Annotated in this window: 14 protein-coding genes, 2 tRNA genes and 1 pseudogene; 12 read left to right on the plus strand and 5 right to left on the minus strand. The window is 71.1% G+C overall.

Translation table 11 applies throughout. From position 1 onward, the window contains the following. The first annotated feature begins 117 nt into the window (after window positions 1-117). The 4 genes and pseudogenes from OG766_RS20990 to OG766_RS21005 all read left to right on the plus strand — a co-directional run bounded on the left by OG766_RS20990 (window position 118) and on the right by OG766_RS21005 (window position 2,726). On the plus strand, window positions 118-1,143 hold the full coding sequence (locus OG766_RS20990; protein ID WP_266381489.1) for an alcohol dehydrogenase catalytic domain-containing protein: 1,026 nt from the start codon (window positions 118-120) through the stop codon (window positions 1,141-1,143). Between the two features lie 155 nt (window positions 1,144-1,298). Next, window positions 1,299-1,556, plus strand: a complete 258-nt coding sequence (locus OG766_RS20995) for a hypothetical protein (protein WP_266381492.1) — start codon at window positions 1,299-1,301, stop codon at window positions 1,554-1,556. A gap of 156 nt (window positions 1,557-1,712) precedes the next feature. Further along, window positions 1,713-2,174: pseudogene (locus OG766_RS21000) on the plus strand (FAD-dependent monooxygenase); the annotation flags it as partial. A gap of 294 nt (window positions 2,175-2,468) precedes the next feature. Next, window positions 2,469-2,726 (plus strand): hypothetical protein, encoded by a 258-nt coding sequence (locus tag OG766_RS21005; RefSeq protein ID WP_328725964.1) that lies wholly within the window; start codon window positions 2,469-2,471, stop codon window positions 2,724-2,726. A gap of 307 nt (window positions 2,727-3,033) precedes the next feature. On the opposite strand, the gene OG766_RS21010 is transcribed toward OG766_RS21005, so the two are convergent. The 4 genes from OG766_RS21010 to OG766_RS21025 all read right to left on the minus strand — a co-directional run bounded on the left by OG766_RS21010 (window position 3,034) and on the right by OG766_RS21025 (window position 6,731). Then, complete coding sequence (locus tag OG766_RS21010; protein ID WP_266381496.1) at window positions 3,034-3,492, minus strand: transglycosylase SLT domain-containing protein; 459 nt, start codon at window positions 3,490-3,492, stop codon at window positions 3,034-3,036. Between the two features lie 608 nt (window positions 3,493-4,100). Continuing rightward, window positions 4,101-4,601: a GyrI-like domain-containing protein gene (locus OG766_RS21015; RefSeq protein WP_266381498.1), complete on the minus strand. Its 501-nt coding sequence runs from the start codon at window positions 4,599-4,601 to the stop codon at window positions 4,101-4,103. 143 nt (window positions 4,602-4,744) lie between these two features. After that, entirely contained in the window at window positions 4,745-5,401 is a 657-nt protein-coding gene (locus OG766_RS21020; RefSeq protein WP_266381502.1) for an SDR family oxidoreductase, read from the minus strand. 82 nt (window positions 5,402-5,483) lie between these two features. After that, window positions 5,484-6,731: an amidohydrolase family protein gene (locus OG766_RS21025; protein WP_266381505.1), complete on the minus strand. Its 1,248-nt coding sequence runs from the start codon at window positions 6,729-6,731 to the stop codon at window positions 5,484-5,486. A gap of 317 nt (window positions 6,732-7,048) precedes the next feature. Between OG766_RS21025 and OG766_RS21030 the strand changes: the two genes are divergently transcribed. The 8 genes from OG766_RS21030 to OG766_RS21065 all read left to right on the plus strand — a co-directional run bounded on the left by OG766_RS21030 (window position 7,049) and on the right by OG766_RS21065 (window position 11,954). Further along, a tRNA-Thr gene (locus OG766_RS21030) sits at window positions 7,049-7,121 on the plus strand. A gap of 46 nt (window positions 7,122-7,167) precedes the next feature. Then, a tRNA-Met gene (locus OG766_RS21035) sits at window positions 7,168-7,240 on the plus strand. A gap of 89 nt (window positions 7,241-7,329) precedes the next feature. Continuing rightward, window positions 7,330-7,494 carry a 50S ribosomal protein L33 gene (rpmG, locus tag OG766_RS21040; protein ID WP_003948671.1) on the plus strand — a complete coding sequence of 55 codons (165 nt, stop codon included), beginning with the start codon at window positions 7,330-7,332 and terminating at the stop codon, window positions 7,492-7,494. 120 nt (window positions 7,495-7,614) lie between these two features. After that, entirely contained in the window at window positions 7,615-8,067 is a 453-nt protein-coding gene (locus tag OG766_RS21045) for a MaoC family dehydratase N-terminal domain-containing protein (protein WP_266381508.1), read from the plus strand. Window positions 8,068-8,072: 5 nt separating this feature from the next. Continuing rightward, a complete protein-coding gene (locus OG766_RS21050) occupies window positions 8,073-8,501 on the plus strand; it encodes a MaoC family dehydratase (RefSeq protein ID WP_266381511.1) in 429 nt (142 codons plus the stop codon). Window positions 8,502-8,693: 192 nt separating this feature from the next. Further along, window positions 8,694-9,263 carry a TetR/AcrR family transcriptional regulator gene (locus OG766_RS21055; protein WP_266381514.1) on the plus strand — a complete coding sequence of 190 codons (570 nt, stop codon included), beginning with the start codon at window positions 8,694-8,696 and terminating at the stop codon, window positions 9,261-9,263. A gap of 130 nt (window positions 9,264-9,393) precedes the next feature. Further along, window positions 9,394-10,839, plus strand: coding sequence for a DHA2 family efflux MFS transporter permease subunit (locus tag OG766_RS21060; protein ID WP_266381517.1), 1,446 nt, complete (start codon window positions 9,394-9,396; stop codon window positions 10,837-10,839). A gap of 2 nt (window positions 10,840-10,841) precedes the next feature. Continuing rightward, complete coding sequence (locus OG766_RS21065; protein WP_266384340.1) at window positions 10,842-11,954, plus strand: UDP-N-acetylmuramate dehydrogenase; 1,113 nt, start codon at window positions 10,842-10,844, stop codon at window positions 11,952-11,954. Between the two features lie 30 nt (window positions 11,955-11,984). On the opposite strand, the gene OG766_RS21070 is transcribed toward OG766_RS21065, so the two are convergent. Continuing rightward, window positions 11,985-13,004: an adenosine deaminase gene (locus OG766_RS21070; protein WP_328725965.1), complete on the minus strand. Its 1,020-nt coding sequence runs from the start codon at window positions 13,002-13,004 to the stop codon at window positions 11,985-11,987. Window positions 13,005-13,009: the final 5 nt, after the last annotated feature.

The following is a 13,009-nucleotide window of genomic DNA, read 5'->3' on the forward strand; positions in this document are numbered from 1 at the left end:
TGGCATGGCGGACGGCGCTGTAGCGCTTCCCGGCCATGCTTCGGCGCGCGTGATGGAGCCGAAGCTGGTCTGCTGGATTGCAGGGGACGTTGGCCGCGTTTGCCGGGAGAGATTCAGATGAGTACTTATCGAGTCGCGCAGGTCGCCGCCGCCAGTGGGCCCTTCGAGATCGTCGAGCGTGAGTTGCCGCAGCCGGGCCCCGGTCATGTGCGGGTCGCCGTGGACGCCTGCGGGGTCTGCCACAGCGATTCCTTCTTCGTGGACGCGGGGCTACCGGGCGTCCGCTTCCCGGTGGTTCCCGGCCACGAGATCGCCGGGCGTATCGAGGTACTGGGCGAGTACACGCAGGAGAAGGGCTGGCAGGTCGGCGACCGGGTGGCCGTCGGCTGGTTCGGCGGCAGTTGTGGCCACTGCACGCCGTGCAGGCAGGGCGACTTCGTCGTGTGCGACAACCTGAAGGTTCCGGGGTGGGCGTACGACGGAGGATTCGCCGACGCGGTCGTCGTGCCGGCCGACGCCCTGGCCCGGATCCCCGATTCGCTGTCGGCGACCGACGCGGGGCCCATGGCCTGCGCGGGGGTGACCACGTTCGACGGGCTGAGGCGCAGCTCCGCCCTGCCGGGGGACCTGGTCGCGGTACTCGGCCTGGGCGGGCTCGGACACCTGGCGGTGAAGTACGCGGTCGCCATGGGCTTCGAAACCGTCGCCATCGCCCGCGGCGCCGAGAAGGCCGACCTCGCCAAGCAACTCGGCGCCCACCACTACGTCGACAGCACGGCGGGCACCGCCGTCGCGGACGAGCTGCTGTCCCTCGGCGGTGCCAAAGTCGTCATGGCCACCGCGTCGAACTCCGACGCCATCGCGGCGACCGTCGACGGGCTGTCGCACCGCGGCGAGCTGGTCGTGGTCGGTGTGGACACCGAACCGCTCGCCATCAGCCCGGCCCAACTGATCCTGCGCGGCAGGGTCGTCCGCGGCCACCCGTCCGGCACCGCGCAGGCCGTGCAGGACACCATGGCGTTCAGCGCCCTGCACGGGATCCGTCCGATGGTCGAGGTCGTTCCGCTGAGCCAGGCCGGTGAGGCGTACCAGAAGATGATGGCCGGCGGCGCGCGCTTCCGGATGGTGATCACCCCGCACTGACGCACTTCGCGCTTCCGTACGGGGCTGTCAAGTCCCGACATCCAGTGGCGTGACGCCCTGGGTCGCCCAGGGGTGAATTGAGGCGTGGGCTCACGCAGGTCGTACGGCCCACTCGCTCGACAGACCTCACCCCATCCCGATCCAGGAGCCTTCCCATGAACCGCACCCGCACCCGAACCCAGCGTCTTCTTACGCTCGCCGCCGTGACCGCCCTGGCCGCCGGAGGTGCCTCGATGTCCTCGAGCGCGTTCGCCGCACCGGCCACGCAGTACCCGGGCAGCGCGATCGCGAGCGCACCCACCAGCGACGACGACTGCTCGTCGGACTGGTGCGACGACAGTGACGAAGAGGACGACGACGACCAGGAGAGCGAGGACTGGGGCGCGGCCGACTGGCTGTCCCTGTACTACTGAACGTAGTCGTACCTGCCGTCGGCCTCTGATCTGCGCAAACGTGGATCGGGGGCCGCCGGTGCGCCGTGCGGCCGAAGTCGCCGGAGCGGCGCGGCCGGGCGAGCATGGAGGGGCGGTCCGGTCCGGCCGCGGGCGGTCTCGTGGCGGGAGGTCCCCGTGGTGCGCAACCAGGTGCTGGACGTACTGGTCGTGGGCGCAGGTCCGGTCGGGCTGACCGCGGCCGCGGAGCTGCGGCGCAACGGCGCCGACTGCCGCATCGTCGACCGGCTCCCGACCCGGCTGCCGTACGCGAAAGCCGTGGGGATCCAGCCCAGAACCATGGAGCTCTGGGACCGGATGGGCATGGTGCGGGCCGCGCTGGAGGCGGCCGTGCCGATGCGCGGGCAGCTGACGTACATGGACGGTGCCGAGGGGCCACGGATCGACCTCGCTCTTCCGCCGGATGTCCCGTACGGCTTCGCCGCCCTGCCCCAGTACGAGACCGAGCGCATCATCGAGGAGCACCTCGCCCGCTTCGGCACCCGGATCGAGCGCGGCACCGAACTCGTGTCGTTCGTGCAGGACGACGACGGCGTCGTCAGCCGCGTCACCACGTCTTCCGGCCTGCGGCCCCAGGTGGAGGAGGTGCCGATGCCGGTGCGGTCGACGTGGCGGACGGTCGAGTCCTCGATCCGCACGCCGTCGAAGCGCGTCGGCACGGCCGAGCCCGTGACCGAGAAGAGGATGCCGCCGCTGGGATCGGGGTCCTTGAAGTCGGCGCCGTTGACGTCGTGCACATCCACGCCGTCGACGACGTAGTGACGGCCCACGCCGTGGTCGGTGAGCCGGACGAGCAGGCCCGCGCGGCGGTCGGTGGTGGTCGGTGCCCCGGTGTTGGAAAGGTCGAGGTTGCGCAGCTCCCAGCCCTCGACGTTGAGCAGCAGCACGGCGGCCCGGGCCCCGGCGCCGTCGATGCGCGGCTTCGCCCCCTTGCCGTACGCGTCGACGGAGATCGGGAGGGCGGCCGTACCGGAGCCGGTGGGGGCGAGCACACCGGTGCAGCTGGTGCCGCGCCGCAGCAGCAGCCGGTCACCCGGCCTGTACGTGCGCGAGGCCTTGGCGAGGCTCCGCCAGGGCCTGCCGGCGCTGGTGCCCGAGGACGTGTCGCTGCCGCTCCGGCAGTCCACGTAGTAGGTGGTGCCCGACTGTCCGTGAGGCTTCTCCTGGGCGGCGGCCGTGGGTGCCGGGAGCGGGCCGGCCACGGTGAGCGACGTGGCCATGAGCGCGGTCACGGCCATGGCCGCGGGCTTGGTACGTATCGTGGTACGTATCTGGGAGATCGGCATGGCCCGGAACGTAGCCATGGCCCTCGGGGAGGGCCATGGACATACCTTTCCGGCGCTTGGACCCCGCGAATCGGACTACGCGCGGGCGGTCGACCGGTGGCTGACCGGTGGCCGATCAGAGGCCCCGATCACAGGCCCCGATCAGCGGCCTGTCAGTAGGGGCCGTTCACGTTGTCGATGGACCCGTAACGCTGGGCTGCGTAATTGCACGCGGCCGTGATATTCGCAATCGGGTCATAAATGTCCCACGAGGTACCGTCCACGTGGTATGCCCGAAATGTGGGGTCAATGACCTGCATGAGGCCCTTGGACGGAATGCCCTTCTGGGCATTCGAGTCCCACAGGTTGATCGCGAAGAGGTCGCCGCTCGACTCGCGCATCAGATTCCGGTGGATCCCGTCGTAGCTGCCCGGGATTCCCTTGGCCTTCATGACCAGCAGTGCGTGCTTGATCCAGCCGTCGATCCGCTGCGTGCTGGCGGGGGCCGCCGATGCCTGGGCCGGTACGACGGCGGTGCTCACGCCGATCAGGACCGTGGCGGTGGCGAGGCCACCGGCGAGGCACCTGGCGATCTTGGAGGTGGCCTGCTTGGGGAGCAGAGAAAGCTGCATGATGCCGCCCTTTCACATGAATCTGTGGATGTTGATCCCATGCAAGGCGGTTAATCGGAGAATGGGGATTTCCGCCGGGTTTTCAGCATCCGAATGAAGGGGGGCGGCGGCAAGGGGCATTTCTGTGATTGGCGCCACAAGAGGAATAAATGCGGGGTAAAGCGGGATGTGCTTCGCGTCACGTGCCCCCGCGATCAGGTGGAAATCGCCTGAATATGGACAGAAGGGCTGGAAAGCGGCAGCCTTCGGTGCCGGATCCGGCGACGCGAGTCAGCGCAGGGCGGCCCGCCGGCCAGTGGTTCTGCGCCGGGGTGCAGGCGGCGCGCCTCGCCTGGCAACGCTTCCGCCTGCAACCCCCCTTTGCGAGCACCGGGACATGCGCCGCCCAGGCCTCGGGGCGTCCGATGGTCCCTTGTGACGCGCCTGATCGCCGGATGCCACGGCCGAGACCGGCGTCGCGTACGCGCAATTCCCGTCCCGCACAAAGGCGTTGCGGTTACCGGCTTCGAGCGGGTGGGCATGGAATTCCGCGGGTGCTCAGGAATTGGACACGCCCATGGTGTGGCTGACGGCAAGTCAGAACGCTCGGCGGTCCGGCAGTCCCAGCCCTATTGGTCGGCCAGGCGAAACGCCAGTTCCGTCTCCCATTTGTTCATGTCCGGCTCGACGCGCGGGTCGGTGGGGTACGACTCGACGCGACAGCCCCAGCGCTCCACGCCGTCCGGGTCCGTGATCAGGTCCCACTCCAGGCCCTGTTCCGCCGCCCACTCCCGCAGCCGGGTGATGGCGCCGAAGAGCCTGTCGGGGTGACCGGCATGTGTCAGGCGTGCGTAGCGGCCCGCGGGGAGGGTGCCGATCACGATGTCGCCCTCGGGGGGCGGCGGGGAGTCGACCGGGACGCCCGCCTCGACCTCCGACTCGCCCTGCATGTCGACGGTGTGGAAGCGGAAGAAGGGGGGTCCGGCCGGGGTGGTGCCGTGGGAGGCCAGCCAGCCGAAGATTTCGGGCAGGCGGTCGGCGATGACGCCGAAGGCGTCCATCCTGACCGACCTTCTGACGGCCACGTAGGTCTGCTCGGGGCGCTGTTCGACGGTGGGTTGCTGCTCCACGGGTTCCCTCATGAGGTCAAGGACCACGTCGGCGGCCGGAATTCATCGGTCGCCCGGCCGGTCCTTCCGCCGTCCTTCCGCGTTCGTCCCCCGGCGCTCGCCCCCTGCGTTGCCCCGCGTGCCCCACCACGCCTGCTCCGGCGTCAGTTGCCCGCGATGTCCTTCACCGCGACCGCGACGGGCACCGCCCCGCTGATCAGCTCCAGGGTCAGTCCGGTCGTCGCCGGAGTCTCGATGAGCTCCGCGATGACCGCGGCCACGTCGTCCCTGGGCACCGGGCCGCGCCCGGTACGGGCCTCCAGCCGGACCAGCCCCGTCCCGGCGTCGTTGGTCAGCATCCCGGGGCGCAGGATCGTCACGTCCAGACCGCTCCTGCCACGTACGTAGGCGTCGGCCGCGCCCTTCGCCCGCAGGTACACGTCGAAGACCTCGTCGCCCTCGTGCCCGGGGTCGGCGCCCATGGACGAGACGACGATGTGCCGCCGTACACGCGCCCGTTCGGCCGCGTCCGCGAAGAGGATCGCCGCGTCCCGGTCGACCGTGTCCTTGCGCTCCGCGCCGCTTCCCGGCCCCGCGCCCGCCGCGAAGACCGCCGCGTCCGCGCCCGTCAGGACCGCCGTGACCTCATCCACCGAGGCCGACTCCAGATCCAGCAGACACGGCTCCGCACCGGCCTCGCGCAGGTCGTCACTCTGCTCCGGTTTGCGGATGATGCCCACCGGCTCGTGTCCGCCCGCCGCGAGCAGCCGCTCCAGGCGCAGTGCGATCTGACCGTGTCCCCCAGCGATGACGATGCGCATGCTCACGACCGTACGCCGGTCCACCGCGCCCCGCGCGCGACATCCGGACGCACCGCCCCGTTCCGGCCAACGGGCGGTCGCCTCACGGCCTGGGGTCCGGCCGTCCCTGGCGCGGCAGTTCGAGGGCGACGGCCGCCGCCGAGTCGCAGTACTCGCGTACCGCGCTCGTCCGGGCCACCACGCGTCCCCGGTGGATGACGATCCTGCTGTACGCCAGCGACAGCACGCCCTCCAGCTGCTCGCCGCGCACCGCGAGGAGCTCGGCCGGGAACCCCGCCTCGACCCGCACCTCCGGCAGCCCCATCGTCGCGCGTGCCGCCGTGCCGATCGCGTCGTACGCCTCCGCCGCGCGCAGCCCGCCCTGGGAGGCGAGCAGGAAGGCCGCCTCCAGCGGATCGCCGCGCCCGACCGGATTCGCCACGTCGCGCATCGCCCCGCTGCCCGCCGCGACCCGGACCCCTGCCGCCCGCAGCAGCCGCACCGGTGCGACGCCGCGCAGCTCCGCGCCGGCGCAGCCGCCCTGCGGCAGGCAGACCACGGTCACCCCGGCCGCTGCCAACTGGTCCGCGGTCCGGGACGCGACCTCGGCCGGCAGCCGGGAGAGGCCCGCGCACGGGCCGATCGAGACACCCGGCCGCAGCCCGCCGGCCATGGCGGCGAGCCGGGCCAGCCGGGCCGGATCGTCACCGTCCGTGTGGAGGTCGACGGGACAGCCGTACTCGGCGGCGATCTCCAGGACCGCTTCCGTGTAGCCGGTCGGATCCGGGTCGGCGTCCGGGCAGCCGCCCACCACGGACGCGCCTGTCTTCACCGCGTCCCGCAGCACCGCCAGACCGTCGGCGCCCGCCACTCCCGTGAGCAGCCGCGGCACGGCGACGGTGGTCAGCTCGGCCAGTCCGCGCAGCGACCGGCGCGCCTGCAGCACCGCCTCCAGCGGGCCGAGGCCCTGCACATCGCCGATCCGCACGTGCGAGCGCAGCGCGGTCGCCCCGTGCCCGAGCTGCAGCAGCGCGGCCTCCGTGGCCCGCCGCTGGACGTCCTCGGCGGCGTACGAGACGGGCTCCGCGGCGGCGAGCGCGGTGAGGGCCGTGTCCGCGTGGGCGTGCGGCTCCGCAGGTGCGGGGAGCAGGAGATAGCCGCTCAGGTCCACTCGGGCGGAGTGCACCTTGGGGGAGGTGCTGAGGCTGCCCGCGGTGCCGACGGCCTCGATCCGCGCGCCGCTGAGCCGCACGTCGACCGTGCGGCCGTCGGTGAGGCGGGCGCCGCACAGGAGCAGCGCCGTGGTGTCTGCGGTGGCGCGGTCGGGCGGCTGCGCCTGACTGTCGGGCATCGCGCTCCTGATGGGCGGGGGGAGTGGCCCGGGGGCGGGGGAGTGGCCGCGGGCGGCCTGCGGACGATCATGGTCACCCGGCGTGAGCCGAGCCTAGGGGCGCGCCGACCGCGCATCGAGGAGGAGCGCAATAGTCGTACCGGTGTGACCACGAGTGGCGTACGGGGAGGGACGTGGACGCGTCACCGTCTGTGGCCGTGTGTGGCTGACGAGGCGGGTGTGACGGCGCTCCGTCGGGTACGCGCCGAAGGCGGCCAACGTGGCTCGTAAACGGATTTGGGCGATCGGCGACCGACCGTGTAATGTCTTCATCGCTCGCCCCAATAGCTCAGTCGGTAGAGCGTCTCCATGGTAAGGAGAAGGTCTACGGTTCGATTCCGTATTGGGGCTCTGATGTTGGTGATCCTCGCCTTCGGGCGAGGGGATCCGGCATCGAAGCGGTGTAGCTCAGTCGGTAGAGCAAGCGGCTCATAATCGCTGTGTCACCGGTTCAAGTCCGGTCACCGCTACACACAGTAGCCGATTGTGGGGTCGGTCCTTCGATCGGCTACTCTTTTCTGCGTTCATCCGTCCATCCGTCCGTCCAAGGAGCACTCACGTGGCTGCCACCGACGTCCGCCCGAAGATCACGCTGGCCTGCGTGGAGTGCAAGGAGCGGAACTACATCACCAAGAAGAACCGGCGCAACAACCCGGACCGTCTTGAGATGAAGAAGCATTGCCCGCGCTGCAACGCGCACACTGCACACCGCGAGACGCGCTGAATCAGGCTCGTATGCGAGGCCGCCCCCGTCGAGGGGGCGGCCTCGTGTCGTTTGTTACGGGGTTACCGGCAAGTTCCGGTGTCTCCGGCCAGGGAACGAAAACCAGGAGGTAGCGAGTCCATGGCGCTCGACCAGTCCTTCGTCGGGCGGACCTATCCGCCCACCGCGCCGTACGAGGTAGGCCGGGAGAAGATCCGGGAATTCGCGGAGGCGGTCGGCGACGCGAATCCGGCGTACACGGACCCCGACGCCGCCAAGCAGCTCGGCCACTCCGATGTGATCGCTCCGCCGACCTTCGTGTTCGCGATCACCTTCAAGGCCGCGGGACAGGTCGTCGCGGATCCGCAACTGGGCCTGGACTACAGCCGTGTGGTGCACGGCGACCAGAAGTTCGCGTACACCCGTCCGGTGCGGGCGGGTGACCGGCTGACGGTCACCTCGACCATCGAGGCCATCAAGTCCCTCGCGGGCAACGACATCCTGGACATCCGCGGTGAGGTGCACGACGAGGCCGGGGAGCACGTCGTGACGGCGTGGACCAAGCTGGTGGCGCGCGGCGCCGAGGAAGGCTGATCGAGATGGCGGCGAAGATCGCATACGCGGACGTCGAGGTCGGTACGGAACTGCCGGCGCAGAGCTTTCCGGTGACGCGGGCGACGCTGGTGCAGTACGCGGGCGCCTCCGGGGACTTCAACCCGATCCACTGGAACGAGAAGTTCGCCAAGGAGGTCGGGCTGCCGGACGTGATCGCGCACGGCATGTTCACGATGGCCGAGGCGGCGCGTGTGGTGACGGACTGGGTGGGCGACCCGGCGGCGGTCGTCGAGTACGGGGTCCGCTTCACCAAGCCGGTGGTCGTGCCCAACGACGACAAGGGCGCGCTCATCGAGGTCAGCGCCAAGGTCGCGGCGAAGCTGGACGACGGCCGGGTGCGGGTCGACCTGACGGCGATGTCGGCGGGCCAGAAGGTGCTGGGGATGTCGCGGGCGGTCGTACAGCTCGCCTGACCGCCGCGTCGCGCGGCCGGGGGCTGCGGGACGGCGGAAAGCATGGAGGAAGGGGCGCGGCTCATCGGGCGGCGCCCCTTCACGGGTGTTCACGCCTTCTCTGCTGCTCGCGCCTTCACTGCTCCTCGCCCCTTCTCCGCTGTTCGCGCGCGCCGTTGACGTAGTTAGTGATTGAGCACTAACTTCACTCCCATGGTCCGGATGAGTGCAGAGGAGCGGCGCGAGAGCGTCATCCGTGCGGCGATGTCGGAGTTCGCCCACGGCGGCTACAGCGGTACGTCCACCGAGGCGATCGCCAGACGGGTGGGTGTCTCGCAGCCGTATCTCTTCCGGCTCTTCCCGGGGAAGAAGGCCATCTTCCTCGCCGCCGCGGGACGCTGCATGACCGAGATGCGCCAGGCGTTCGAGGAGGCGAGCGAGGGGCTGGAGGGCGAGGAGGCCCTGCACGCCATGGCGAACGCGTACACCCGGATCATCGACGAGCAGCCCGAGCGGCTGCTGATGCAGATGCAGACCTATGTCGCCGTGGCCGCCGCCGAAGCGGCGGGTGACCGTGAGTTCGGCGAAGAGGTCCGCGGCTGCTGGATGGAACTCTGGGAGGCGGTCCATCTGCCGCTCGGGGCGGACATCGGCGAGACCACGCAGTTCATGGCGTACGGAATGCTGATCAACACGCTGGTCGCCATGGGCTTCCCGGCCGGTCACCGGGTCTGGGAGGGGTTCTACGCCTCGGCCCGGCGTCCTGCCTCGCGTGAGCCGTGATCCCGGGGGTGCCCCGCCGCACCGTCGCGCGTGCCGTGGTGTCCGGGGCCTGCGTGCCGTCCGTTTCCATGACCAGGAAAGTTAGTCAGCAATAACTAACGAGCAGCCACACCAACAGGGGGAGAGAGCAGTGACCAAGCAATCGGCCCGAGGCGGCGGCCCCGCCATCTGGGCGCTCGTCATCACCAGCGTCGCCGGCTTCATGGCGGCTCTCGACAATCTCGTCGTCACCACCGCGCTTCCGTCCATACGCACCGACCTCGGCGGGGCGCTGGAGGACCTGGAATGGACGGTGAACGCGTACACGCTCACGTTCGCCGTCCTCCTCATGTTCGGGGCGGCGCTCGGGGACCGGTTCGGCCGGCGGCGGCTCTTCACGGCCGGGCTCACGGTCTTCACCGTGGCGTCCGCCGCCGCCGCGCTCTCGCCCGGCATCGGCGAACTGATCGCCGCCCGGGCGGTGCAGGGCGCCGGGGCCGCGGTCATGATGCCGCTGACCCTCACCCTGCTCACGGCCGCCGTGCCCGCCGCCCGCCGCGGCATGGCCCTCGGCGCCTTCGGCGCGGTCACCGGTCTGGCCGTGGCCAGCGGACCGCTGATCGGGGGCAGCCTCACCGAGCACCTGTCCTGGCAGTGGATCTTCTGGCTCAACGTTCCCGTCGGCCTCGCCCTCCTGCCTCTGGCGCGGCTGCGCCTGAAGGAGTCGTACGGGCCCGACGCGCGACTCGATGTCCTCGGCACGGTCCTGATCAGCGCAGGTCTCTTCGGCATCGTGTACGGCCTGGTCAGCACGCCGTCGCACGGCTGGACCGACGGGCGCGTGCTGACCGGGCTGACGGCGGGCGGCCTGCTGGTGGCCGCGTTCGTGTGGCACGGGATCCACGGCAAGCGGCCGATGCTGCCGATGCGGCTCTTCCGGGACCGCGGGTTCCTCGGCATCAACATGGCGAGCCTGCTGATGTTCCTGGGGATGTTCGGCTCGATCTTCCTGCTCAGCCAGTTCCTGCAGACGATCGTCGGCTACTCGCCGACCGAGGCCGGGCTGCGGATGCTGCCGTGGACCGGCATGCCGATGCTCGTCGCGCCGGTCGCGGGCTATCTCTCCGACCGCGTCGGCGGACGGCCCGTCGTCGTCACCGGACTCGCCCTGCAGGCCGTGGGCCTCGGGTACTTCGCGCTGATACTCGCACCCGACGTCTCGTACGCGGCCCAGCTGCCGCCGCTGATCATCAGCGGCATCGGCATGTCGCTCTACTTCGCCCCCGCGGCCAGTCTCGTCATGTCCAGCGTCCGCACCTTCGAACAGGGCATCGCCTCCGGCGCGAACAACGCCATGCGCGAGGTCGGCGGAGCCCTCGGGGTGGCGATCCTCGCCTCCGTCTTCGCGGCGCAGGGCGGATACGGATCCGCGGACGCGTTCGTGGACGGGACCGTGCCCGCACTGTGGATCGGCTCGGCGGCGGTGGGGGTGGGCGCGGCGCTCGCCCTCCTCATCCCGCGCCGACGGGCCGCGGCCGGGCATCCGGCCAGGGTCACGGCCTCCGGGCCCGACGTGGTCGTCGCCCCCGTGGCGTGAGCCTGAGCACACCCCGGCCCCCACCGGGCCGGGGTGCCCAGGCCCGTACTCTTGTCGGCGTGCAGGAACTCCATGACGCGCCCCTCGCCCCGCTGACCACGTTCCGCCTGGGCGGACCGGCCACCCGCCTCGTCACCGCCACCACGGATGACGAGGTGATCGCCGCCGTCCGCGAGGCCGACGCCGCCGGGACACCGCTGCTGCTGATCGGCGGCGGCAGCAACCTGGTGATCGGCGACAAGGGGTTCGACGGCACCGCCCTGCGCATCGCCACCACCGGATTCCGGCTGGACGGCACACGGCTGGAGCTCGCCGCGGGCGAGGTGTGGACCGAGGCCGTGGCGAGGACGGTGGAGGCAGGCCTCGCTGGGCTGGAGTGCCTGTCCGGCATTCCCGGCTCGGCCGGTGCCACGCCGATCCAGAACGTCGGGGCGTACGGCCAGGAGGTGTCCAGCACCATCACCGAGGTCGTCGCGTACGACCGCCGCGGCGGCGGGACGGTCACCGTCCCGAACGCCGAGTGCGGCTTCTCGTACCGCCACAGCCGCTTCAAGGCCGACCCGGACCGCTATGTCGTGCTGCGCGTCCGGTTCGAGCTGGAGGACGCGCGGGGCATGTCCGCGCCGATCAAGTACCCCGAGACCGCCCGCACGCTCGGCGTCGAGGCGGGGGACCGGGTGCCGGCGGCGGCCGCGCGCGAGGCGGTCCTGAAACTGCGCGCGGGCAAGGGCATGGTGCTGGATCCCGAGGACCACGACACCTGGTCGGCCGGATCGTTCTTCACGAACCCGATCCTGACGGCGGCGGAGTACGAGACCTTCCTCGGCCGGGTCCGCGACCGGCTCGGCGACGACGTCACCCCACCCGCCTATCCCGCGGGCGACGGCCACACCAAGACCTCCGCCGCCTGGCTCATCGACAAGGCGGGCTTCACCAAGGGGTACGGCAGCGGACCCGCCCGTATCTCCACCAAGCACACGCTCGCCCTCACCAACCGCGGCGAGGCCACCACGGAAGACCTCCTCGCGCTCGCCCGCGAGGTCGTCGCCGGTGTGCGCGAGGCCTTCGGGGTCACCCTCGTCAACGAGCCGGTGACGGTCGGCGTCAGCCTCTGAACCGGACCCGCACGGCCCGGTATCGGTTAGTCAGCCGGTCAGCCAGTCGTCGATCCCGCTCAGCAGCTTGCCCCGTACGTCCTCCGGCGCCGCCGACGCCCGCACCGACTGGCGGGCCAGCTCGGCCAGCTCGGCGTCCGTGAAGCCGTGATGGAGCCGGGCGATCTCGTACTGCGCCGCCAGCCGGGACCCGAACAGCAGGGGGTCGTCCGCGCCCAGCGCCATCGGAACGCCCGCGTCCCACAGCGTCCGCAGCGGCACGTCCTCGGGCTTCTCGTACACCCCGAGGGCCACGTTGGACGCCGGGCAGACCTCGCAGGCCACCCCGCGCTCGGCCAGCTTGCGCAGCAGCCGTGGATCCTCGGCCGCCCGCACCCCGTGGCCGATCCGGGAGGCGTGCAGATCGTCCAGACAGTCCCGGACGGACATGGGGCCGGTCAGCTCGCCGCCGTGCGGGGCCGCCAGCAGCCCGCCCTCGCGGGCGATGGCGAAGGCACGGTCGAAGTCCCTGGCCATGCCGCGGCGCTCGTCGTTGGAGAGCCCGAAGCCGACCACGCCCCGGTCCGCGTAGCGCACGGCCAGCCGTGCCAGCGTGCGCGCGTCCAGCGGGTGCTTCATCCGGTTGGCCGCCACCACGACCCGCATCCCCAGGCCGGTCTCGCGGGCCGCGCCCTCCACCGCGTCGAGGATCACCTCCAGGGCCGGGATCAGCCCGCCCAGCATGGGCGCGTACGACGTCGGGTCGACCTGGATCTCCAGCCAGCCGGAACCGTCCCGCACATCCTCCTGGGCCGCCTCGCGCACCAGCCGCCGGATGTCCTCCGGCTCCCGCAGACAGGACCGTGCGATGTCGTACAAACGCTGGAAGCGGAACCAGCCGCGCTCGTCCGTCGCGCGGAGCTTCGGCGGTTCGCCGCTCGTCAGGGCCTCAGGGAGGTGCACGCCGTACTTGTCGGCGAGTTCGAGCAGGGTGCTGGGGCGCATCGAGCCGGTGAAGTGCAGATGCAGATGGGCCTTGGGCAGCAGGTTGATATCGCGGACTCGCTCCATTGCAG

This window comes from Streptomyces sp. NBC_00259 (assembly GCF_036181745.1).
Lineage (GTDB): Bacteria > Actinomycetota > Actinomycetes > Streptomycetales > Streptomycetaceae > Streptomyces > Streptomyces pratisoli.